Genomic DNA, 22,356 nt, shown 5'->3' on the forward strand with positions numbered 1-22,356 from the left:
GAGCCTCTAAAAAGCAAATTCCTATAGCATAAACAACACCAACTCTGTCACACCGAGCAGGTAGCAGCTCAGTCCAACAAGCGATTATGCAACACAAACTGCGTGTCGCATAAATACTAAAATGTTAGGCACACCTACAGCATCACAAAGGATAGTAATGTTAGTTTCTTTCAATACAGTTTTAGACTTTATTTGTTTAGCTGAACCAAATCAGTTAAAACGTAAGGAAATAATTGAAGTCAACAAAGTAAAACCATTTACCCATTATCAGGTTTGTGAATTCAATCGATTAAGGATAAGACCTGAGTCCGTTGTTAATACGTCTGAGTATATTAGGTTTGTTGTTTCTAAACAGTTGAACGAATTCGACTGGGAGGAGCATGAAATGGTGATGCAGGCCTCGCACCGGGGTGTGACAGCATCAATGGAAATTAGGGGTAAATCGGTTGTTATTCACAACAGTAATGGTAGTGAGCAGGGATTTGAAACGGTTTTTATGTTTCTTGAAATGACTGGCTCTGATATGGGGTGGCATAAGTACGTTGAAAATTTGCTTAACCTTAAGGTTATGTATATTGGCCAAACTGAAATTACAGATGGCTCCTATCTCAGATTTGATGGGCATGAAAAAATTAGTAAAGTTGCAAATGACATAATATCAAATAGGCCAGAGAAAGAAGTTATCGTTAAACTGATGTCATTCCAACCCCCATCCGCAACAGCCATGATGATACCGGAGATTGTAAGTGATGATTCAAGAGATGATTGGATGCCTGGCGGAGGGTTATTAGAAAACACCCCCAAGGAAGACTGGAAAACGGTGATCGAAGGTACTCTAATAAAATACTTCTACCCCGAATTTAATGTCCATTATCGCGATAATTTTCCTTCTGACAGGCATACGAAATACTCATATTTTTATGATAACGATGTTCGTTCAGTTTGTGTTGAGTTGCATGAGGAATACAGAGCATATATTACTTGTAGTGATAGAGTTGCTCCGAAAAGAATTCGTTTAATTGAGTATGCGCTTAAAAAAGACGATTCGGGAGTAATGCTGGTAGATAACGAAAATCAATTTCCGGATGAAGTCTATGAAGCACTTATGCCTAACAAGTAGCTGCACTGGAAAAATAGCTCGCTACGCTCCCTATTTTCCGGTGAGCTAAGCGTTAGGTGTTTCGAGAGTTTAGATGTCGACTTTAAGAAAGTTGTTTCGTTGGGAGCGAGGAAGGCAAAAGTCAGGCTACGATAAAATGCTGATTTGCGGAGCTTATTGGCCTATAAAGTTCGATACTTATTTACTTCGCTTCCCTAAAGGTAGTGAAATTAAACCTCATACCGATACAGTAAAAAGTGGCAAGCATTACCGTTTAAATATAGTGCTAAGAAGCGCAAGAGTAGGAGGTGAATTTATTTGCTCCAATCCTATTTTTGAAACAAAGCGTATTAAATTTTTTAGACCAGATATAAGCGAACACCAGGTAACTAAAGTGCAAGAAGGTAATCGTTATCTTCTGAGTATTGGGTGGGTTAAAAACACCTAACAAATTAATTAAACAATGGACGCAAAACAGCAGGCTTGCGCTCATTCTTCGCTTAGTTTAGCCTGCTATTTTCCGCCGTTTATTAAGGCGTTAATTCAAAAAGAATTTAGGTGAAATTTCCAGAGTTAGAAACATCTCGGTTAATTCTTAATAAGCTATCAAGAGATAACAGTCTTGCTTTGTTAGCTATTTTTCCGACGAAAACGTGGTTAAGTTTTACGATATTGAAGCATATAAAACTGAACATCAATCATTAGCGTTGATAGACTATTTTCAATAGTCGTTTTGCCGAAAGTAGGTAATCAATGAAACGCATGCTGATAATCTATCTACTTGCCTCATGGGGCTGTACCGGGTTAGCTTGGATCAACGGCGCTATTCTTTTATGGGATGGTTTTGATAATGCAGAGTATCGGGTTATTACTTTCGCGGTCGCACTGCTTTTTGGCTTGATCGGTGGCACAGTTTTTGGGGTGGAAAGAAGCCTGCGTAGAATCTACCGATGTTCCTACAATACTTCAGAGGAGCAGGCGAGGTCAAAATCTTACAGTGCTTGGACATTACTCTATGTATGTCTTATTTTCGGAACGCTTCTTATAGGTGTGATAATGGGAAGCGGTTTAGTCGCTATCGTCGGAAGATTACAAAGTGGATTTCATATCTTTGGGTAAACACTAATGCAGATGTGTTCTATGCTCTAATAAGAAAGTGCTGACTAAAGTGCTAAAAATCCGTTGAAGAATACCAGCGAAAGCGTTTAGCGCTTCTAGCAAGGTACTAACACCATTCCTTTCTGACAAACAGACAATCGGGTTTGATTAAATCTGACTAATCAAACCCGATAGACAAGGCTAACCCTTGTTAAACTAAGAATTAAACCAAGGTAAGGTTATGGTTCTAGTTTGTCTTGGGTGCTGGTTTCAAAGTCGCTGGCGTCGTGTCTTTCATGCAGCTGCTCATGAGGTTCTCCCCATGTTTTATTTACCATTTTTCCACGTTTGACCGCTTCTCTTGAGGCGATGAGTCCAGCCCAGCGGATCACGTGTTCATAGCCATTGACGTCTAAAAACTCTGCCGCATCGTATAGGTGCCCTTGGGCTAGCACGCCATACCACGGCCAGATTGCCATATCAGCGATAGTGTATTCATCGCCACAAATATATTCTCTTGTGGCTAAATGTTGATTTAGTAAGTCCAGTTGGCGCTTCACCTCCATCGTGTAGCGGTTGATTGGATACTCGTAGTGCTCGGGTGCGTAGGCATAGAAGTGACCAAATCCACCACCAAGTAGTGGCGCAGCCCCCATTTGCCAAAATAACCAGTTGAGGCACTCTGTGCGTTTTGTAGGATCCTGAGGAATGAACTTTTGAAACTTTTCAGCTAAATAAAGCAAAATTGAGCCAGATTCAAAGATTTTGGTAGGTTCCTTGGTGCTGGTATCTAATAACGCGGGGATCTTAGAATTTGGATTAAGTGCAACAAACCCTGAGCTAAATTGTTCACCTTCCATGATATTAATTAAAAAGGCATCATATTCTGCTTCTTTTACCCCGGCAGCTAAAAGCTCTTCTAGCAAGATAGTCACTTTCACGCCGTTTGGGGTCGCGAGGGAGTAGAGTTGTAACGGGTGTTTGCCTTGCGGTAGGGACTTTTCGAATCTTGCGCCTGCAGTAGGGCGGTTGATATTCGCGAATTTACTACCATCGCCACTTTGCCATGGCCACTGCCAAACTTTAGGTGGTGTATAACCCGATGTACTCATTTCATGAACTCCTTCTGTGACTGTCCAAATCCATTATAGAGTGTAGAAGTGAAATGGAAATGAACAAATTTCTGTGGTCACAGGTTTACCCGTTTTATCCAGATCTTAAGAGAGATCCGAACAAGCTATCAACAAAAGATGGGGGAGAGTAGTAGAATAAAAAATGCCGATCAAAAGACCGGCATTCTTGAATTGGTTGGTTGGGAGTTAAAACACAACAGTTTGTGTTGCTGAACAGGCCGCAGTGCTACCTTGTTCGCACACTTGGTAGCCGTAAGTACCGCCGCCTTTAACACTGATGCTGTCTGTATGACTATTATCATTGCTAGTTGTGACAATTTTACTACCGTTACGATAAATATCGACTTGTGACGTGCTTGCACCGTTCCAGCTTAAGTCAACATAACTGTTACCTTTTTGCTTATAACCTGAAGCTGAAAGCTCAACGCTCGTTGTGTTATCACCGTCACCTGAACCACCGCCAGCACAGCCATTAGCGGTTAAGTAAGCGCTTGCATCTGCTGCTTTAACGATACCGTAACCAAAGTACACGTCTTTACCTACAGCGCCAGCATCTGCTGCGGTTGCTTTTAATGCACTACGGATTTCTTCACCAGTACACTCTGGGTGGTTAGACCATACCAATGCAGCAAGACCAGCAACAGCAGGAGTTGCCATTGACGTGCCGCTCATTAAGCCATAATCACTCGTACCAATGCTGATATTCGCGTTTGTAGCGGCCATCAACGCAGTGCGATCTTCAAATGCAGCGCCAACCGCTGGGATTGATGTGCTGTTAGTATCACCTAAAGTGCCGTATAGCATGCCAGCCTCATTATTTACGATAATCGCGCCGATACCACCAGATGCTTCACAGTTTGCTACTTTATCGTGGAATGAAATATTACCACGGTCAATTAGGCACACCTTACCGTTTGCAGCGCCATCAGTTGCTTCAGCGGTGCCCATAAAGTAAAGCGAGCCTGACGCGTTACCACTGTTTTCCATTGCTGAACTTGCAAACGCCGCGCCGTCAGCGGTCATGCTTGAAGAAGTCGCCATGTCTGCTGGGTAAGTTGAAAGTGTATCAACACCGCCTGCAGTTACCTCTACACAAATATGCTCGTCGTTAGTCGCGCGTTTTCCACGGCCAGAAGTACAGCTTGGATACTGAGAAAAGTCTGCAATTTGATTATCTGCATCGTTTGCACCGATCATCATTACTGAAGGATAGCCAGCAGGATATGAACGAACATTGTTGCCATCGTTACCAGCTGCCGCAACCACTAAGCCACCAGCATTACGGAAGTTTTCAAATGCGTTTGATTCTGTATTGTTTGAGCCACCACCACCCAAACTCATATTGATGATGTTTGCACCTGCTTGTGAGCATAGGTTTGCTGCGTGAGCAAGGTCAGAAGAGTAGCCCCAGCCTTCTGCGTTAAATACTTTAATAATGTGCATTGGCACGCCAGGAGCCATGCCGATAACACCAATATTATTGTCAGCAGCACCGATAGTACCAGCCACGTGTGTGCCGTGTGGGCCACCATTTTCATACCAATTACCTGTGCCGCTGTCATTATCACCGGTGATATTACCCCAAATGAAGTCAGGGTTTGATTGGTCAAGACCTGAGTCAATCACACATACTTTCATGCCAGCGTTCGCATCGAAAGTAAGTTGATTTGCTTGTGATTGGTACACAGCATAAGGCGTAACCTGTTGCTGCATTGGGTTACCTGCGTCGTCGTTATAAATCCCCAGTGGGTAACGCTTTTGGTCTGCTTCAACGAGTTTGATGTGTGGGTTGTTTAATAAGCCTTTTACTTGACTAAGATCTTTGCCAGTAAAAGTTGCAGCAAAGAAGCCATCGCCATCAACATGCAGCTCAGCGCCAAGCTTTTTAGCAAGTGCTTTTACGACGCCTTTTTTCGAATTGTCGACCTGAATGATGTATCGATCGTCAGATGCCTGTGCTTGTGCCATAGCGCAAGCGCCAGCGATGAGTAGTGCCCCAGTTAACTTGTTTAATTTCATTGTTATTTTCTCAGTTACATTGCGTGAATATTGTTGTTAATAAAAACTAACAACTTCTTAACGGTGATTAGCATATAACCAATAACAAGAACTCGTAAAGAGTAAATTATGCAGATTTGTGGAATTAATAAGAATATTTAATTACTTTAATATAATGTATGGTTATGACAGGACGTCTAACCATACACCGTAGTTATTAATAAAGGAACTGTACTGATAATTGCTATTATATCAATTACAATTAAGCTGCACTGTGAAGCTGGTGGCGATGCTTCGTAGCCAGCAGCAGTAAGAAAGGTAATGCGAGTAGTAAGTGCAACGCGAGTTGCATCGGGGCATCCAATGCCAGTGGTTGCGTCATGGTTGCAAGTACCCCCGCGCCACTCATCTGTAATACCCCAATCAACGCTGAAGCCGTCCCTGCTTGTTTCGCAAACCCAGATAACGCTTTACCAGCCGCGGCTCCAATCGTAAATGCAAAGCCGACTGACGCCATATACATAGGCAGTAAAAAATGCGCTATTTTAGTTTGTGGCAAAGCCAGTAACAACAGGCCACTAAAGCTAAAAACGGCGAGGCCAAAGGTAAGCGACTTCTGGCTATTGCGCTTGATGAAGTGGGGCGCAATGAAACTTGCGACAATACTCAGCGCTGCATTGCCAGTAAACCAAAACGTGAAGTCGGAAACACTGCCACCCATTTTTGCCATGATCCACCCCGGAGCCGAAATCACAAATACCAGCATTGCAGCCATACCAAGCATCGCTAAGGCGGCATTGTAAATGAAAGTCGTGCTACTGAGCATCGGCTTAAAACGTCTCAAATCTAGGATATGACCGCTGTAATGTGTATCTTCGGGGCGAGTCTCTTTATAGATAAGAGAAACCAAGATGAGACCAACAATAGCAAAACCAAACAAAAAGCTAAAATTACTCTGCCAGCCAAATTCGACAGTGAGCCACGCACCTAAAAGAGGCGCTAACGCTGGGATAAAACATACAATACCGTTGAGGTAAGTGATCATTTGGCCACTGCCTTTGTGTCCAAAGCTATCACGAACGATAGCAAAAGCGCTGACGAATGTGGCACAAGCGCCTAGGCCTTGTAACACTCGAGCTACCATCATGAGTGGCCAAGTGGAGACTGTGCTTGCCATCACTGCGCCAAGCGCAAATAAAATTATTCCAACCAGTGCAACCGGCTTACGGCCATATTTATCCGCAAGCGGACCTGCTATCAATTGTCCAAGACCCACAGCTAACATATAAATACTCACTGTTTGCTGAATTTGACTTTCTGATACTTGAAGGTTGGACTGCATGTCCACAAACGCAGGTAGATAGAGATCGATACCTAAAGGGCAAAAGATAACAAGTAAAGCGAGAATAAAAATCAGTGCTTTTGAATTTGATTGGGTCATGGCGTCTCCTTTTGGCCGTTATTGTATTGTGGAGAATGAGAAAAGACAGGACAAAGCGCCGATTTAGCAAATTTTTAAGATATTTTATTCGCTGAGAATTGCAGACGGTTGATTAACTGGTCAGATGTGTTAATTTTAAGCAAAATCATTTTAGAAAAATCTTATGTCTGCACCACTTTTAAAAATTTATAAAAGGATGAGTTGGTTGCCATTTGGTAAATGGATGTTCAGTAAGGCGGTATGTCGTAAGGCTCCTTACTTTGGCACCATTAAGCCTAAAATCACACAATTGAAGCCCGGCGTTTGTAGAGCCACAATTCGTAACCGTAAAGCCATTCATAACCACATAGGTACGGTTCACGCTATTGCTCAGTGTAATCTTGCGGAGTTGTGTGCTGGAGTCATGACAGACGCAACCATCGACCATAAAACCCATCGCTGGATCCCAAAGGGGATGTCAGTGCAATATTTAGCTAGAGCTGAGACCGATCTGCATGCTGTGGCGCAAATAGAATATCCGCGAACATGGCAAGATAAAGAAGAGCTAGTTGTACCGGTGGAAGTTTTTAATACTGCGGGAGAGAAAGTATTTCACGCCGACATTAACATGTATATCAGCGCGAAAAGATCTTAATTGTTTATGGTTTGATCACCGGTAGGGTCAATTGCCGTGACGTTATTGGTTCGCTCGTTACGGTGCGTCAGTTTACCATCGACATGCGCACCAGCTTCAATCGTTAAGGTCTCGTGTTCGATATTGCCAAACACTTGAGCGCTAGGAAGCAGCGTGACTTGTTTGGCATGAATATCACCTTCCACTTTGCCTAATATCGTCAGTTCATTGGCTTGGATATTACCTTGTACTAAACCTTTATTGCCGATGATTAGTTTTTCGATGTCGAGGTTACCATGGACGGTACCATCTAATTGCAGCTCACCTTCACAGACAATATCGCCCGTGACTTTAGTGCTTTGAGCAATAATGGCTGGGACGTCGTTTCGTTGGTTTTTAAAAGAATTAAACACGAATGCCTCACTATCGCAGCGTAATTGCAATTAGATGTTACTTATTGAATGCACGAGCGATTTTAATTGGGTTTAGGTGTTTTTTACCTTGAATCACTTCATAGTGCAAGTGCGTCGCTGTACTTCTTCCTGTGCTGCCCATTAGTGCAATTACGTCACCTTTATTGATTTGCTGGCCTTTTTTTACCTTGATGGTGTGAAGGTGGCCGTAGCGTGTGGTGATGTCATTTGCGTGTTCAATTTCAATAAAGTTGCCATAGCCGCCATTTTTCCCAGCTCGTTTAACAGTACCAGAAGCGGGGGCTACTATCTGTGTTTTGTGCCAACCTGCGAGATCGATACCTTTATGATAGGCACGGCGGCCAGTGATTGGGTCTTTACGAAAACCAAAAGCACTAGAGACATAATATTTCTCCTGAGCGACAGGCAATGTATCTGGCAGTTGGCCAATCATAGTCGCTAACTGCGCATAAACTGCGTATTGGTCAATGGCATTAATAAAGCTGGCTTCTACCAATTCTAAGTCGGCTTGGAAGTAGGGGCCACCTTGCGCTTCTGAGAAGTCAGATGATAGTTGTAATCCCGCACTGTCGATGGATTCTTGCATCGCGGCAATGTCAGCGCTGAACGATTGCCCAAGTTGTTCGCTGAGCTGTCGTTGTTGGATGAGTAGGAGACTGGCTTGTGGAGCAAATTCGGTTGTGGTACTTGGTTGTGAGCTGTTAAGGTCTGTTGGTGTTTCTTCTAGCTCGCCTTCCACCGCGCTGTTATCAGTTGTTTGAGTCGAGTCAACCAATGACTCAAGCACACTGTGCTGCTGTGACAGTTGGTCAAGCATGCCTTTTTGCTGTGCTAATTGCGCTTGAAGCTGTGATTTTTCTGTTTGCCACTTGGCTTGCAGCTGCGCTAAGTTTTGTTGCTCTTTAGTAAGCTGGTCACCGTTTTCTTGTAATTTGAGTGAGGTATTGGCTATCCACATAGCGACAGCGAGCAAAATCAAAATCGAGCAAGCTTGAACCCAAGATGGTAATTTTAACATCTTGACAGTTGCGTCTTGACGAACAATTAATTGAGTCGGCTTAAACAGCTTTAGATATAGGCGCTTGAGTACTTGCAACATTCAACCTCAGATTTAAATCAGCGCTACACTCTAACAATTTTTAGTCAAATTTCCAGTTTTTAGAACTAAAAAAAGGCATGAAATCATCATGCCTTTGATTTAAAAGTAAATAAAATTGCGATTAACGCACGAATAATTGCGATTATTTTGCTGGAAGTACAGTGCCTTCAACACAGCCAAAACCGATACGGTTATAGCCTTGGGCTTCACACCAACCGCGCATAATCACTTTATCGCCATCTTCTAGGAACTTACGCTCTTCGCCGTTTGCAAGCGTGATAGTTTCTTTGCCGCCGCGTGATAGTTCGAGTAATGAACCCGCTTCTACATGCTCAGGACCAGACTGCGTGCCTGAGCCTAACATATCGCCTGGTAGGAAGTTACAGCCGTTCACTGTGTGGTGTGTAACCATTTGCGCAACCGTCCAATAGCTGTGCTTGAAGCTGGATTCAGACAGTTTGCTTGGTTTAGCGCCTTCGCTACGCATTTTTTCAGTCTCTAGTAAGACATCCATACGAATATCAATAGCACCAGACTCGCGGTTTTGCGTTGATTCTAAGTATTCCAGTGGTTGTGGATCGTTTTCATCACGGTGCCATTGAGTACGGTATGGTGCAAGTGCTTCTGTGGTCACAACCCAAGGAGAAACCGTTGAAGCAAAGTTTTTCGCAAGGAATGGACCTAATGGTTGATATTCCCATGCTTGCAAGTCACGTGCAGACCAGTCATTGAATAAACAAAAACCAAAAACGTGATCTTCAGCGTCTTTAATTGCGATAGAGTCGCCAAGTTCATTACCTTTACCTAAGTAAATACCTAGCTCTAATTCGTAGTCTAGACGCTTACAAGGACCAAATGACGGTGTATCTGCATCTGGTGCTTTGGTTTGGCCTTTAGGGCGAGGGAACGTTTGACCAGATACATCAATAGACGATGCACGGCCATGGTAACCGATTGGTACCCACTTGTAGTTTGGTAGCAGCGGGTTATCAGGACGGAACAGGCTACCTACCGCTGTTGCATGGTAGATTGAGGTATAAAAGTCAGTGTAATCGCCAATGTGGCAAGGTAGAGCGTATTCTACGTCATCCTGTGCAACCAATGCACCTTCAAGGCTTGATTGCAGTTCAGAACCTTCACGTAATGCACGAGACAGGGCAAGTCGAAGTGCTGACCAGTACTGCTGGCCCATTCCCATAAATTCATTTAATGCTGGGGCATTTGCAGCTTCGGCGGCCTTAGCAGCGTCACCTGAAAATAGGTTAGCGTCAACAACTGCGCCAAGGTCTAGTACTTGATCGCCAATCGCAACACCGCCGCGAAATTCTTCGTTACTGTTCTTACGACGGAATATTGCAAAAGGTAAGTTTTGAATAGGGAAATCAGTTCCAGTCGCATTCGCACTAGCTACCCAACTTGTTAATTGGATGTCGTGTGTTTCATTAATTTGAGACATTGCCTTTCCTTTAATTTTGGCTTTCAACTTGAGTTATGGTCAAAAGTGAAAAACTCAAGTCGTAATAGCAATTTGATAAACCACAAAAAGCAGCTATCGCTAGCTGCTTTTTTATTAATTTGATGTGTGTGTTTAGATTACACCACGGCGCTCTTGGTCGCGTTCAATTGACTCGAATAACGCTTGGAAGTTACCTTCACCAAAGCCGCCATCGTCAACACGTTGGATCATTTCGATGAAGATTGGGCCAAACAGGTTTTTAGTAAAGATCTGTAGTAGGTAGCAGTCTTCGCTTTGGCTATCTACTAGGATTTGGTGCTGCTTGATCTTTTCTTTATCTTCTTTAACCCAAGGCACACGGTCAAAGATAGTGTCGTAGTAGTGATCTACGATATCTAAGGTAGCAATAGTGCTCTTGTCTAGTTTATCTAGTGAACTAACCAAGTCGTCAGTCAAAAATGCTAAATGCTGAACACCTGGACCATTGTACTCATCTAAGTACTCATCGATTTGGTTGTTGTTGTCGTCTTTACCTTCGTTGATTGGAATAGAGAAGGTGCCACATGGTGACTTAAGTGCATAAGAAAGCAGCGCCGTTTTTTGACCTTTGATGTCAAAGTAACGAACTTCAGTAAAGCCAAATACGTCTTTATAGAAGTTAGCCCAAGTTTCCATCGTCCCTTTGTAAACATTGTTTGTTAGGTGATCGATGCGCTTAAAGCCTTTGTCTTCAACAACCTTTTGCTCTTCTAGGTCAACGAAGTCTTGCTCGTAGATAGACCCTTTATCGCCAAAGTTTTCGATGAAATAGATAAGGCTATCGCCGATACCGTAAATCGCTGGGTATGGTAAGTCTTTGTGTGTTGAATCAGTCGCAGGTTTTGCACCACGCTCAACTGCGGTTTCAAACGCCTTTTGCGCATTTTCTACACGCCAGCCCATAGAACAAATAGCCGGGCCGTGACTTTTAGCAAACTGTGCTGAGAAGCCTTCACGCTCGTTATTCAACAAAAAGTGAATATCGTGCTGGTTGTAGTAAACGATATCTTTATCTTTAAATTTCTTTAGTTTTGAGAATCCAAAGTCAGTGAATACCTTATCCATGTAATCAGCGTCTGGTGTTGCATATTCTGTAAACTCGATGCCGACTAGGCCTAGTGGATTATTTACTTCACTCATTGTTTTACTCCCGTATTAAGCACTGGGTGACTTGTTAGTATTTATGACTGGATGATTAATCAAATTACTGCAAAGGGGAAGCTAGAGGCAGTAAATAGCAGTATGAGACTTTGTAAATTTAGTTGCACAATTGCCATGTAAAAGACACAAAATTGACACAGGCGTGACGATAATTATTTTTGCTTGAATTTTGACTAAAAACAGCAAGGAGTTTTGTGGGGTATTTTGTAACTTTGTTTTTGTATTATTTTGATTTTATTTGCTTTTTATGTTTTTGATTGGTGAGTTATATGAGAGGGAGGATTTTTATCACACGACTAAATTGAGAGGGGAAATGATGCTAAGTGTATTCAAGGCTTTACACTTGGCTGTTGTGGGAGAGGTAAACCACGCTAAATCAGCGTGGTTTACGGCAAATATTATTGCTTCTCAGCGGATACTTCTAGTTCTTCCGCTAGGTAATGCTCTTGTGTATGAGGCTCGTGCTTGCCCTCAGCGCCGTGCATCCAATCTACAAGCTTGTTGCTTAATAGATACATTAACACAGCAGACAGCAAGGCTACGCCGCCTAAACCAATGAAGATGCTCATCGCATTTTCCATTGCTTCTTGGCCTTCACCGATGAAAGAGCCAACAAGACCTGCAAGCTTGTTTGCAACAGCCGTACATAGGAACCAAATACCCATTAGCAGTGATGCTAAGCGTAGCGGTGCTAGTTTACTTACCATAGAAAGACCGATTGGTGATAAACATAGTTCACCAAGTGTGTGGAACATGTAGAACAACACTAACCAAATCATGCTGATCTGAAGTGTACCACCCGCTTCACCACCTTCTGTTGCAAGCGCAAGCATCATGGTTAAGAAACCAAGTGCTAAGAACACCAGACCAATTGCGAATTTCACTGGAGAGTTCGGTTCTTTGTTATCTAGCTTTAACCAGATCATCGCTACTAATGGCGCAAATACAATGATGAAGATAGAGTTAAGCGACTGGAACCAAGAAGCCGGGATCTCAAAGCCCATAAACATACGGTTGGTATAGTCGTTTGCGAATAGGTTCATCAGACCACCAGCCTGCTCGAAACCCATCCAGAAGATAATTGAGAAAACACTCATGGTGAAAATAACACGGATACGATCTTTTTCTTTCTTCGTAAGCGGTTCTTTAGTCTGTGAGTCAGACATCTGTTGAGAAAGTTTAGCTGAAGGTACTTTACCGATATCGCCAAGGTATTTCTGGCTTAAGATAAGCTGCATAACCACAGAAATGATCATACCAACACCGGCTGCGATAAAGCCTGCCTGCCAGTTAACGACTGCTGCTACATAACCCGCAACAAGTGGACCTAATGCACCACCTAAGTTGATACCCATATAGAAGATAGTAAATGCACCGTCACGGCGCTTATCACCTTCTTGATATAGATCACCAACCATTGTTGAGATGTTTGGCTTGAATAAGCCATTACCTAAACAAAGCAGTGCTAAACCAAGGTAGAAGACATTTACTTCTTGTCCTGCCACAACGCTGTGAGGAATACCCATAATAAAATGGCCTGTAGCCATTAAAATACCACCAATAATGATGGCTTTGCGCTGACCTAATACGTTATCTGCAAGCCAACCACCAAACAGTGGGGTGAGATAAACGGCCATCGTAAATGTGCCGTAAAGGCTTAGTGCGTCGGCATTGCTCCAACCGAAGCCACCATTTTGAACTTGTGCTACAAGATAAAGAACTAAGATGGCACGCATACCGTAGTAGCCAAAGCGCTCCCACATTTCGGTACCAAATAATAAGAAGAGGCCTTTAGGGTGACCCAGAAATTCTCCGGCCTTCGGAACTGAATTCATATGTACTTCCTAATCTAATCAATGTGTTGTATCTGGCCATTTTTATAAAGGATGCGTTATTGCATCTAATGTTTTTCAATCAACACTGAATAATGAGCCATGTACTTAACATGCAACGTTTGAAGCGATGCGCGGTAAATAGAACATTTTTCAATGCAGATTGGCATTGCTCATCGAGTCACCGAGTAAAAATCTTAATCAGATATTTGCTTGTATGAACTCAGGCATGCCTGTACTTTTTTTGAACGGGTGACCAGTACCTATTTCAACTAGCGTTTGTTGTATGTAACGACTAACTAATTTAAAAAAGTGCGTCAGTATACTCAGTGAGAATTAATAGGGGAAGTGTTTGGAGTCAGAAAGCGCATAAAATGCGGTCAGTGATTCAGGGAAGGATCATTCTTTTAGGTGGCGGTTATATCTCAATGAATGGCGTAACCATTAAGGTTATGTATCTTTTTATCGCTGATATTTACCATTTGTTGCAGGTGTGGGAGCAGGTTGTCCCTGCGATCCATTTATCTTTACCTAGTCGAGAAAAACGCTTCCAACCAATTAGCGATAAGATTTGTGGGGGCAGTGCTACCCACCCCCATATCATTACGCTTCTTGACTCAAATATTGTTGAATAAACTCGGTTGCAGCTAAAAAGTCCTGCTCCAATTTATCACGCATTTGGATCAGCTGATCGGTGGTCAGCGTGCCTTCCTTACATAAAGTCTCAAACTCTATGGCAGTTTCTGCTACTTTTTCGGCACCGATAGTTTTGGAGATGGACTTAAGTTGATGACAAGCTTCAATGATTTCCTCTTGGCTCATCGTGATCACCGCACCATTTACATCTCGTGTTAACTGGCTACTTTGTTCTAAGTACATTCGGAAAAAGCGATTTCGTTTCGCTTCATCATGGTTCACATACTTGTTGAGCATGTCCATATTGATAGCGGGAGCTGGTTCGCTGGCCTCAGCTTCAATAATTTCAGACTCTACAACTATAGCCTCATCAACAACTGGCTCTAACTCAGCCGCTTGCTCTGATCCTACCGGTACTTGGCTAACGGCTACTGGTGCGACAGTTGATGGCTCAGTACTTTGTCGTGGTTGCTGTGTTTTTGGTAAGCTTTCAATACATTTATTGAGCGTTGCTTCTAGTACATTTAACTCTACTGGTTTGGTGATATAGTCATTCATACCACCCGCCTCACAACGTTCTCGTTCACCTTTTAGTGCATTAGCTGTCACGGCAATGATGTATGGTTGCTCAATGGTATCGGTTGCGGTTTCTACATAGTCTCTAATATGTTTTACCATGTCGTAGCCTGACATCTTAGGCATATGTAAATCAGTTAGTACGATTGGGAAGTGCTCTTTTTTCCAAAGTTCTAAGCCTTCCTCACCATTTTCTGCAACCTCGACACCATAGCCTAACAGGTGTAATTGGTCGGTCAGCACTTGCTGATTTAATACGTTATCTTCAACTAACAACACCAGCTTGTTGGTTGCTCTGGCTTCATCAACGCTTAAAAAGTCGTTGATGGTGCGAGAAGGTTTAATTTCCTTTGGTTTATGCAAACCGGCAGCGACCAAGATAGCCGTCATAAAGCTAGACTTACACAACGGTGATGCATTGAGATAGAAAATATTTTTGTGATTAAGCGCTGCTTCGTCCATTTTACTTAAGACAACAACTTGCTGTTCGTTTTTCTCAAGCGAGTAGACTACGGTTCTTAGCTCTTCATTGACTTTATCCATGCCGTCTAAACCGTCTAACACCCAAATCAATTTGTCCTCGTGTTGGTGTTCGGCTATCTCGCTTTCATCAATAGTAATCACGTTCGCACCCATAAATGAAAGGTAGCGATTTAAAATGGTGCGTCTCTCATTATTTGGGGTGAGCAGAGCAACAGTGCGACCGTTTAACATTTGTTTGTTTACGTAATTAACTTTGCCATCCACACTAAATGGTAATTCCACAACAAACTCGCTTCCCATGCCAATATCTGAGTTAACATGGATACTACCTAGCATGAGTTCGATTAAACTTTTACAAATAGAAAGGCCAAGTCCTGTACCGCCAAATTCTCGGGTGATAGAGCCTTCAGCTTGAATAAACGGATTAAAAATTTCTCTCAACTGAGCTTTTGTCATGCCTTTACCATTGTCAGTGACGGTAAAGCGTAGGGTGTAATGCTCCGAGGTGTTTTGTGCAACTTCAACGGAGATTTTTACATAACCTTGGGTTGAGTCGTCTGTAGTCGTAAATTTAATGGCATTACTGCAAAGGTTATAAAGTACTTGTCTAACGCGAACTGTGTCACCAACTAAATTTGTTGGAATGTCAGGAGCAACAAACAGCTGTAAGTCTAATTTACGCTTTTTCGCTACTGATGAAAGCACACGTGCGACTTCCTCTGTGGTTTCAGCCACCGAGAAAGCACTATTGTCTATACGTAATTTACCTGCCTCAATTTTAGAAAAGTCGAGAATATCATCAAGAATACCAAGTAAAGAAAATGCCGAGTCGCGAATAATCGTGGTGAGGCGGTGTTGAGCACCGTCAAGATCGGTTTGGCGCAGTAAATCAATGGTACCAATGACGCCGTTCATTGGTGTGCGGATCTCATGGCTCATAGTGGCTAAGAAAGTGGTTTTGGCATCACTTGCACGCTCCGCATTTAAAATCGCTTTTTCCAGCGCCAGCGTGCGGGCTTGAACTTCAGTTTCGAGACTTTCTTGAAGCTGTTTTAACTCGTTTTGCGTTGCTTGATCGGACTCTATGGATGACTGTACTTGCTTTAACAGTGCATTTATCGCTTCAGCAACCTCAGCCAGACCGCCACTATAATAAGTACCAACCGTCGACTTGTAGTTTTTATCCATCGTTAGGTGATTGATTTCTGCGATGAGTTCTTCAGTATCGTTGCTTGATGCGCCAGAAAGCCGACGTGCTGCAATGACAACGATCATCAAGGCACTAATAATAGCAGCAGCGAGTAATACATAAGCAATGAATGGGTCGCTTGATGGCGCAGCTGCAACGGGTGGCGTATAGGTCAAAATGAGTTCACCGACGTTTTGCTCATCTAGTAGCAGTGGCATGTGGTAAACCTGCATTGTGTCTTTGTTATAAGACTCTTCACGATTCAATGCAGTGATTTGCTCACCTGCACTTTGTTGAAATACCAGGTTTGGTTGCCCCATCCCTGTATTGACATACAAATAGGCGCCCAAATGCTCGTTAGAAGCTAATAATGCGGATACAATTTGCTTGGCACTGTCAAAACCGTGTTGTGTGACCACCTTAGCAAGGGGAGTTGCAACTGTTGTTGCTTGCTGCTGCAGATTCACGGTTGGTGCGGTAGGGACGTCAGCCTGCTTTGGCAGTAGGTAAGCACCTACGGCGCTGCATAGTCCAACAATCAATATTGCGATAAATAAAAAAAGTATCCGTCCATTTGCATTGGTGTTCGCGCTATTTGGCATGCTTAATCCCGAAAGAATTATTTATACTTATTAGTTGTAGCAATCCTATCACCTTCGGCAAGTTTTTACCTCTCGTTTTTCAATCAATAGTGGCAATAGCCTAAGATTATCTGATTGTTTTAAATCTTAAAATAATCAGGTTGTTATCTCGATAATTTTCACTACGCCTGCGATGTGCAAAGCAGTAAGCTTTAATAAAAATTAAATTCTACTTAATGCTTTTGTTAAATGATAAGTGTCCATGACGGTAATTACGCAGGCTAATATCAACTTTAGTTCAGAGACAATATTGCTCGCCAAGTGAGGTATAGGTAATTTAGGTGAACTAGAGCTGCGGTAAACGAATGGCTTACATGTTACCTTGCTATATTGCCGTGTAAATTCGTTTTACAATCAGGGGGGAGTCCTTGGGGATTGATAAGATAAGTCTCTGTAGTTTCGGTTTTCTTGAAAGACAGTCTCGTTAGTTGCTTCAAATTTGGTATGAATAAGGTGTTCGTAATGAAACTTTCGCGACATTAAAACGAAGCGCGGCGTGAAACAGGAGACGTGCTATAAAGACGAGAATCAAAAAGAGTGAATAAGTGTCGTCTAACTGTGGTATCAGAACAGCAAAAGCACATACCTTCTTGTTTGTTTCACTCCTTTATAGGTATATAAGCCTCAAGAGCTGGCTTTCTCTTTATTATAGGTCTAGAGTCGTTTGCCTTACTCAAAGATAAAAGTCGTTAAATACCGTAAAACATAGCTAGTCGAGTGTTTTTCCATCGAAAAAGCGGTATTTTAACCGCTTTGTCTGAAAACTGTGCAAACGATAAATGTATTTAAAAAAAGGGTTGACTTAGAACCGCAAAACCCGTTTAATACGCCGCACGCCCAGATAGCTCAGTCGGTAGAGCAGAGGATTGAAAATCCTCGTGTCGGTGGTTCGATTCCGCCTCTGGGCACCAAATTAAAATCATTGCATTAGCAATGTGGTGCATGCAGAAACTGCATGGTACACGAATTAGTGTGCCGACTTAGCTCAGTTGGTAGAGCAACTGACTTGTAATCAGTAGGTCATCCGTTCGACTCGGATAGTCGGCACCATTTAATTTAGGCGTCAGCCTGTATTTTCTAGAACGCTCAGTTGATTGAGTTTTTAGGATTAAGATACTAAAAAAGATTTGCCCAGATAGCTCAGTCGGTAGAGCAGAGGATTGAAAATCCTCGTGTCGGTGGTTCGATTCCGCCTCTGGGCACCAATAATTTAGTGTGCCGACTTAGCTCAGTTGGTAGAGCAACTGACTTGTAATCAGTAGGTCATCCGTTCGACTCGGATAGTCGGCACCACTTTATTTAGGCGAAAGCCTGTATTTTTAGATAGCTTAGGTATTAAGTTATTTAGATACTAAAAAAGATTTGCCCAGATAGCTCAGTCGGTAGAGCCGTTTGGAGTTGTATTGAAAATCCTTTTAAGGATTTAGATACTAGAAAAAATTTGCCCAGATAGCTCAGTCGGTAGAGCAGAGGATTGAAAATCCTCGTGTCGGTGGTTCGATTCCGCCTCTGGGCACCATCCCCTCTCGCTTACAGCGCATTTTGAAAATACCGTTTCCTACAAAAACACCCATTTCCTACAAAATCTATAGCTTCGTCGCGCATGACGGAGGCGATTTAGCGAACGCCAGAAAGCAAAAAACCGCGATAAAGAAACTCAGATTAAGTTTGGCGACTTAAGTTTCCAACGCGGCTTTCATAAACATTCGAAAGTGTTTATATGGCTATCTTAGCCGTAGGGTAATCCTGTGTCTAGTAGGTAGTTAAAAATTTGCTGACGACGTTCCTGTCGAAAACGAGTTGAGTAGAGAAAATTTATTTGGTACTCAAGATAATAAACTTGAATCAAAGCGCGGTCGTGGGCTTCACAGTACTCGATGTAAAAACAAAGCCCCTTCATATGATGTGCCCAAGTCGCACGTTAACCGCTTGGTTTTTATAAAAAGACTGGTTGACCAATCACAAGCCCGTGATGTGACTCGTTCAGATGTTGCTATGCTTGCCCGCTCCTGGAATGGGCGTAGGAAACATTTTTATCAAGATCGTGTTAATGCAATCAATGCCTTACATGCAGTATTTTGTGAGCATGTAAACCTTGCTACTCACCAAATCGAAATCTCCCTTAGAAATGCTTCGGATGCCGCTGGCCTCACTACTATTTCAGATGCAGAGCTTAGAAAAATAAAAGAAGATCCCTCGTACACTCCAAAAGTGTCTATATCGAGAGCCAGTAGAGCACTTAAAGATATGGTTGATATGAATTGGATCAAAGCGGATAGAGCGTGGCAAGTTTGGGATAATGAATCGGGTCAGTGGATTGATAAATATTTTGAAGCGACAACGTTGTTTTTTAATGCTGCTGGCGTTACTAATGAAACTGTTGAGAAGGAACAAGCTAAACGTCTTGGCCGTTATAAACATGATGCATTACTAGCGGGTAAAACACCGGAAGAAGTTGGTCGAATGTCGATCACCAAATTACGTATCGAACGCCGTCAGATGTGGAGACGGAAAGCATTTGAACGTCGACAATTAGAGGTATCCAAGAAAAAAATAACGAGGCAATTGACTGGTAAATCTAGGCATGAACAACGCTCTATTGCTCAACAACGCGTGCTTGCTAGTCTAGGCCCTGAGACTCAATTTATAACTCCTTCTGACTTTAAAGAGCTTGTAAATAGAGAAATCGCAATGCTGCGTAAATTCTCTGGCGTTATAGCCCCCCCTCATTGACTTTAATAGGCTTTTCACTTTTATCTTCCCCCGAGCATGTGTTCGGTTTTTGTCGTCTTTGAACGCGTGAGAGGGCTCACACAAGACTCCTTTTAAGCTGGTTGCCTAGTAAGAAATAAAGGAATTCAAATAAGATATACTCGTGAATTTAGAGTGGCAACATAGTTATACATATAAAGTGCAAGGCTTTTTTTTATAAAGTGCCAAGTAGGCTTGTTAAAGTGCAATATTATCTTTGTTCTAATATATACAAATATTACTTATTACACACAGCAAGCTGTGTATATAGTGTCTGGCCAATTCCTGCTTTCAGCAGGGGCCAGTATCAACCCCCTCCGCCCCCTTCTAGGGGGAACGAGTCGCCCTCTGACGTCAGGAGCGTGGCAGGACTTCGTCCTTAACCAAGCTCCTTTGTTCAAGCTTATGTACTTTTCTTTTCTATCAAGGGGCCGAGTCCTCGGCGCAAGCGCCTGCGGGCCGCACCAACCCCTTGACAGAAATACTATCAATATCAGCGTATTATATTTTACTTGTGTAAAGGGATAGCCTGAAATAGTATAAAAAGAGTGCGTTCGATGCTTGATTATCGAACATAAGGATATGGAATAGGGGGGGGTATGTCTGAAACTGGTAATATAGAGAAACTTGCAAAAATTGTATCTAACGACATTTTCAAATGGTTTAAATGGGACACCTGTAAACCAAAAGATGTGGACTGGAGTTGCGAATTAGACCATCATTGTAAAAAGACTCACCCTTCAGACGTCGTATTTCATTATGACGATCCTTACTCCGGATATACCAAATATTTAAACACCGATCTAAAGAGCTATGCAGCTGGGAGTATATCCAGGCCAAGTTTAACTAAAGCACTAAAAAGTCTCGCTTTATCTGTAGAGTGCGCAAATATAAGTGCGAGCTGGCAAGATAAATTTTTATTAGACGATGTTGGGTTTGGTGATGTATCAGGGCTGTTATTCATTTATAACCATGATTCTAAATATGATAAAGATTTCCATGAATTGGTAGAAAGTGTTGAGTACAAAGAAATCACTATAGCTGAGGAAAATGAGCTGATAATAATGGGTCCGAATTTAATTCAGAGGTTTTGTGATGTCGTTAGCGATATGAAGATGCTCAAGGCTGACGATTCATTCCCCGGCCCTAAAGATTATACATTTTTTTATCCGGATTTAATCCGTTCTCGCCGGTGTGGCGATGAATGGGGTAAGCCAGCAACGATTGAGGCCCTCACTTCGCCTTGGCTTATTGTAAAGCATCGAGGTAATGACGATTTTAAAAGTGGCTTTGTTATCTACTACCATCAATCTGGTGAGTCTGTAGAGGAATTTATTTATCTTATTGACGCTATGTCTCATTATCAGATGTTTAGTGGAGATTACACGATAAGAATTCGGTTTACTGGTGCAAGTACTCATGCCCCAACTAATTTTGAAAAGGCTAAGCATGAATACCTGAAAATGTGGGGAAATGATGAAGGAAGAAGGGAACAAATGGAAAGTATTCAAGCGGAGCAAATAACTAATTTCACAACGACTTTTAACCCTATGGAAATAGGAATGCGCGAAGATGTCTAAAACTGCAGGCCCATCTATTTATATTCCCACAGATAAGAATATTTATGACGCTTTAAAACATAAAAAGGTCACCCAGTGTGAGTTGGTTAGTTTTCTACGTAAGCGTGGAGTATTAGTGTCAAACAATGCGCCAAAACAGCAGCTTATTGAAAAAATATGTTCTTTAACAATGGGCTATGAAGACTTTAAATGGATTGGAAAGTTGTTGGAAAACCCTAATAAAAAGGATAAGACAACTCACTCTAAGCTTAAAGGGGATGTGGAGCTTCCCCAGATAAAAATTGCTTGTGATGCTGTAAAGGCTCAAGTTACATCGGGTAGTGACGATTCGGTCAAAGTCACAAAGTTGGGAAACACGACAACGCTGAAAGTTACATATGTGGATCATGATTTCACGAAAACAGAGTTGCGCCAACGCACAGTAAAGACATGTGAAATTCAAATTGAGCAAGGAGCTGATGGGGTTGTCATGAAATATCCATCGACGAAGAAGGCGAAGGAGATTACTGGACAGCTGAAGAAAGCGTTGGCAGAACAGGTAAATAAAGATACTGGCACTGAACTTGAAGAACTTGTTATATCTCTCGAGGCGCTAACGGATGCTGAAGTAAGAAGTGGCTTCTTTGATTATTTGATAAGGAATGTCCCTGGTTTTAATTTTGATACAGTCACAAATGTAGACGTGTACCACTTAGAACAGGACAAACTAGACGAGTTAAATGATGATGGGGACTCGGAAGCAAGGCTGGCTTCATACATTAACAAAGCAGCGTTAGCTGGGGCAGGAGTATTAGAGTCAAGTGAATTCAAACAACTGCATAAAAAAGGCTTTTACATATATAGAATTATTTGGACGGCTATAGATACTGCTTTTGAGGGAGCTAAAGTCGAATTTGAAGCCCAGTTTGGCAATCCAAAAATATGCAAAGATTTTATGTACACAGTAAGGGGAACTTACCCGTACAACAGTCGAACTCAAGATTATAATGTCACTAGGAAAGCAGCTACGCCGCATGAAAATGAAAAGTATAATATGAAGCTGAGGGATACATCTGAGAACGCTGTTAAATTTGCGGTAAGCAAATACGGAGTTTAAA

Annotated in this window: 17 protein-coding genes and 5 tRNA genes; 13 read left to right on the top strand and 9 right to left on the bottom strand. The window is 42.3% G+C overall.

What is annotated here, in order from left to right; translation table 11 throughout:
• Positions 1–157 precede the first annotated feature (157 nt).
• The 3 genes from L1271_RS23235 (at position 158) to L1271_RS23245 (ending at position 2,218) form a co-directional block, all read left to right on the top strand.
• Positions 158–1,120 carry a hypothetical protein gene (locus tag L1271_RS23235; RefSeq protein ID WP_235368897.1) on the top strand — a complete coding sequence of 321 codons (963 nt, stop codon included), beginning with the start codon at positions 158–160 and terminating at the stop codon, positions 1,118–1,120.
• Positions 1,121–1,193: 73 nt separating this feature from the next.
• Positions 1,194–1,547 (top strand): 2OG-Fe(II) oxygenase, encoded by a 354-nt coding sequence (locus L1271_RS23240; RefSeq protein ID WP_235368898.1) that lies wholly within the window; start codon positions 1,194–1,196, stop codon positions 1,545–1,547.
• Between the two features lie 305 nt (positions 1,548–1,852).
• Positions 1,853–2,218, top strand: a complete 366-nt coding sequence (locus tag L1271_RS23245) for a hypothetical protein (RefSeq protein WP_235368899.1) — start codon at positions 1,853–1,855, stop codon at positions 2,216–2,218.
• A 218-nt stretch (positions 2,219–2,436) separates the two neighbouring features.
• On the opposite strand, the gene yghU is transcribed toward L1271_RS23245, so the two are convergent.
• The 3 genes from yghU to L1271_RS23260 all read right to left on the bottom strand — a co-directional run bounded on the left by yghU (position 2,437) and on the right by L1271_RS23260 (position 6,769).
• Positions 2,437–3,309 carry a glutathione-dependent disulfide-bond oxidoreductase gene (yghU, locus tag L1271_RS23250; RefSeq protein WP_235368900.1) on the bottom strand — a complete coding sequence of 291 codons (873 nt, stop codon included), beginning with the start codon at positions 3,307–3,309 and terminating at the stop codon, positions 2,437–2,439.
• Positions 3,310–3,516: 207 nt separating this feature from the next.
• Positions 3,517–5,349: a S8 family serine peptidase gene (locus L1271_RS23255; RefSeq protein WP_235368901.1), complete on the bottom strand. Its 1,833-nt coding sequence runs from the start codon at positions 5,347–5,349 to the stop codon at positions 3,517–3,519.
• 241 nt (positions 5,350–5,590) lie between these two features.
• The gene (locus tag L1271_RS23260) at positions 5,591–6,769 is read right to left on the bottom strand and encodes a multidrug effflux MFS transporter (RefSeq protein WP_235368902.1); all 1,179 of its coding nucleotides are present in this window, start codon (positions 6,767–6,769) and stop codon (positions 5,591–5,593) included.
• A 163-nt stretch (positions 6,770–6,932) separates the two neighbouring features.
• Between L1271_RS23260 and L1271_RS23265 the strand changes: the two genes are divergently transcribed.
• Positions 6,933–7,403, top strand: a complete 471-nt coding sequence (locus tag L1271_RS23265; RefSeq protein ID WP_235368903.1) for a hotdog fold domain-containing protein — start codon at positions 6,933–6,935, stop codon at positions 7,401–7,403.
• Here the strand turns inward: L1271_RS23265 and L1271_RS23270 are convergent.
• The 5 genes from L1271_RS23270 to L1271_RS23290 all read right to left on the bottom strand — a co-directional run bounded on the left by L1271_RS23270 (position 7,400) and on the right by L1271_RS23290 (position 13,406).
• The gene (locus L1271_RS23270; protein WP_174169798.1) at positions 7,400–7,795 is read right to left on the bottom strand and encodes a bactofilin family protein; all 396 of its coding nucleotides are present in this window, start codon (positions 7,793–7,795) and stop codon (positions 7,400–7,402) included. The genes L1271_RS23265 and L1271_RS23270 overlap by 4 nt on opposite strands.
• Before the next feature lie 37 nt (positions 7,796–7,832).
• On the bottom strand, positions 7,833–8,834 hold the full coding sequence (locus L1271_RS23275; RefSeq protein WP_235368904.1) for a M23 family metallopeptidase: 1,002 nt from the start codon (positions 8,832–8,834) through the stop codon (positions 7,833–7,835).
• A 223-nt stretch (positions 8,835–9,057) separates the two neighbouring features.
• Positions 9,058–10,371 carry a fumarylacetoacetase gene (gene fahA, locus L1271_RS23280; protein WP_235368905.1) on the bottom strand — a complete coding sequence of 438 codons (1,314 nt, stop codon included), beginning with the start codon at positions 10,369–10,371 and terminating at the stop codon, positions 9,058–9,060.
• A gap of 132 nt (positions 10,372–10,503) precedes the next feature.
• Positions 10,504–11,550 carry a 4-hydroxyphenylpyruvate dioxygenase gene (gene hppD / locus L1271_RS23285; protein ID WP_010606040.1) on the bottom strand — a complete coding sequence of 349 codons (1,047 nt, stop codon included), beginning with the start codon at positions 11,548–11,550 and terminating at the stop codon, positions 10,504–10,506.
• A 419-nt stretch (positions 11,551–11,969) separates the two neighbouring features.
• Positions 11,970–13,406, bottom strand: a complete 1,437-nt coding sequence (locus tag L1271_RS23290) for a peptide MFS transporter (protein ID WP_095726716.1) — start codon at positions 13,404–13,406, stop codon at positions 11,970–11,972.
• 371 nt (positions 13,407–13,777) lie between these two features.
• Here L1271_RS23290 and L1271_RS23295 point away from each other — a divergent pair, with 371 nt between their 5' ends.
• Entirely contained in the window at positions 13,778–14,038 is a 261-nt protein-coding gene (locus L1271_RS23295) for a hypothetical protein (protein WP_029215839.1), read from the top strand.
• Here L1271_RS23295 and L1271_RS23300 read toward each other — a convergent pair.
• A complete protein-coding gene (locus L1271_RS23300; RefSeq protein WP_235368906.1) occupies positions 14,007–16,889 on the bottom strand; it encodes an ATP-binding protein in 2,883 nt (960 codons plus the stop codon). The genes L1271_RS23295 and L1271_RS23300 overlap by 32 nt on opposite strands.
• A gap of 874 nt (positions 16,890–17,763) precedes the next feature.
• Here L1271_RS23300 and L1271_RS23305 point away from each other — a divergent pair.
• The 8 genes from L1271_RS23305 to L1271_RS23340 all read left to right on the top strand — a co-directional run bounded on the left by L1271_RS23305 (position 17,764) and on the right by L1271_RS23340 (position 22,355).
• Positions 17,764–17,839, top strand: a tRNA-Phe gene (locus tag L1271_RS23305).
• 63 nt (positions 17,840–17,902) lie between these two features.
• A tRNA-Thr gene (locus tag L1271_RS23310) sits at positions 17,903–17,978 on the top strand.
• A 79-nt stretch (positions 17,979–18,057) separates the two neighbouring features.
• Positions 18,058–18,133 (top strand) — tRNA-Phe (locus L1271_RS23315).
• A 12-nt stretch (positions 18,134–18,145) separates the two neighbouring features.
• A tRNA-Thr gene (locus tag L1271_RS23320) sits at positions 18,146–18,221 on the top strand.
• A 150-nt stretch (positions 18,222–18,371) separates the two neighbouring features.
• Positions 18,372–18,447 (top strand) — tRNA-Phe (locus L1271_RS23325).
• 281 nt (positions 18,448–18,728) lie between these two features.
• Positions 18,729–19,661, top strand: a complete 933-nt coding sequence (gene repA, locus L1271_RS23330) for a plasmid replication initiator RepA (protein ID WP_130125837.1) — start codon at positions 18,729–18,731, stop codon at positions 19,659–19,661.
• 617 nt (positions 19,662–20,278) lie between these two features.
• Entirely contained in the window at positions 20,279–21,259 is a 981-nt protein-coding gene (locus L1271_RS23335; protein ID WP_235368907.1) for a DUF438 domain-containing protein, read from the top strand.
• A complete protein-coding gene (locus L1271_RS23340) occupies positions 21,252–22,355 on the top strand; it encodes a hypothetical protein (protein ID WP_130125839.1) in 1,104 nt (367 codons plus the stop codon). The genes L1271_RS23335 and L1271_RS23340 overlap by 8 nt, the downstream gene beginning before the upstream one ends.
• Position 22,356 lies beyond the last annotated feature (1 nt).

The organism is Pseudoalteromonas sp. OF5H-5 (assembly GCF_021530695.1).
Classification (GTDB): Bacteria; Pseudomonadota; Gammaproteobacteria; order Enterobacterales; family Alteromonadaceae; genus Pseudoalteromonas.

What these genes read in the sequence shown, in the direction of transcription:
- L1271_RS23235 (WP_235368897.1), top strand. Translation starts at nt 158, where the DNA reads ATGTTAGTTTCTTTCAATACAGTTTTAGACTTTATTTGTTTAGCTGAA.
- L1271_RS23240 (WP_235368898.1), top strand. Translation starts at nt 1,194, where the DNA reads ATGTCGACTTTAAGAAAGTTGTTTCGTTGGGAGCGAGGAAGGCAAAAG.
- L1271_RS23245 (WP_235368899.1), top strand. Translation starts at nt 1,853, where the DNA reads ATGAAACGCATGCTGATAATCTATCTACTTGCCTCATGGGGCTGTACC.
- yghU (WP_235368900.1), bottom strand. Translation starts at nt 3,309, where the DNA reads ATGAGTACATCGGGTTATACACCACCTAAAGTTTGGCAGTGGCCATGG.
- L1271_RS23255 (WP_235368901.1), bottom strand. Translation starts at nt 5,349, where the DNA reads ATGAAATTAAACAAGTTAACTGGGGCACTACTCATCGCTGGCGCTTGC.
- L1271_RS23260 (WP_235368902.1), bottom strand. Translation starts at nt 6,769, where the DNA reads ATGACCCAATCAAATTCAAAAGCACTGATTTTTATTCTCGCTTTACTT.
- L1271_RS23265 (WP_235368903.1), top strand. Translation starts at nt 6,933, where the DNA reads ATGTCTGCACCACTTTTAAAAATTTATAAAAGGATGAGTTGGTTGCCA.
- L1271_RS23275 (WP_235368904.1), bottom strand. Translation starts at nt 8,834, where the DNA reads ATGTTAAAATTACCATCTTGGGTTCAAGCTTGCTCGATTTTGATTTTG.
- fahA (WP_235368905.1), bottom strand. Translation starts at nt 10,371, where the DNA reads ATGTCTCAAATTAATGAAACACACGACATCCAATTAACAAGTTGGGTA.
- hppD (WP_010606040.1), bottom strand. Translation starts at nt 11,550, where the DNA reads ATGAGTGAAGTAAATAATCCACTAGGCCTAGTCGGCATCGAGTTTACA.
- L1271_RS23290 (WP_095726716.1), bottom strand. Translation starts at nt 13,406, where the DNA reads ATGAATTCAGTTCCGAAGGCCGGAGAATTTCTGGGTCACCCTAAAGGC.
- L1271_RS23295 (WP_029215839.1), top strand. Translation starts at nt 13,778, where the DNA reads ATGCGGTCAGTGATTCAGGGAAGGATCATTCTTTTAGGTGGCGGTTAT.
- L1271_RS23300 (WP_235368906.1), bottom strand. Translation starts at nt 16,889, where the DNA reads ATGCCAAATAGCGCGAACACCAATGCAAATGGACGGATACTTTTTTTA.
- L1271_RS23335 (WP_235368907.1), top strand. Translation starts at nt 20,279, where the DNA reads ATGTCTGAAACTGGTAATATAGAGAAACTTGCAAAAATTGTATCTAAC.
- L1271_RS23340 (WP_130125839.1), top strand. Translation starts at nt 21,252, where the DNA reads ATGTCTAAAACTGCAGGCCCATCTATTTATATTCCCACAGATAAGAAT.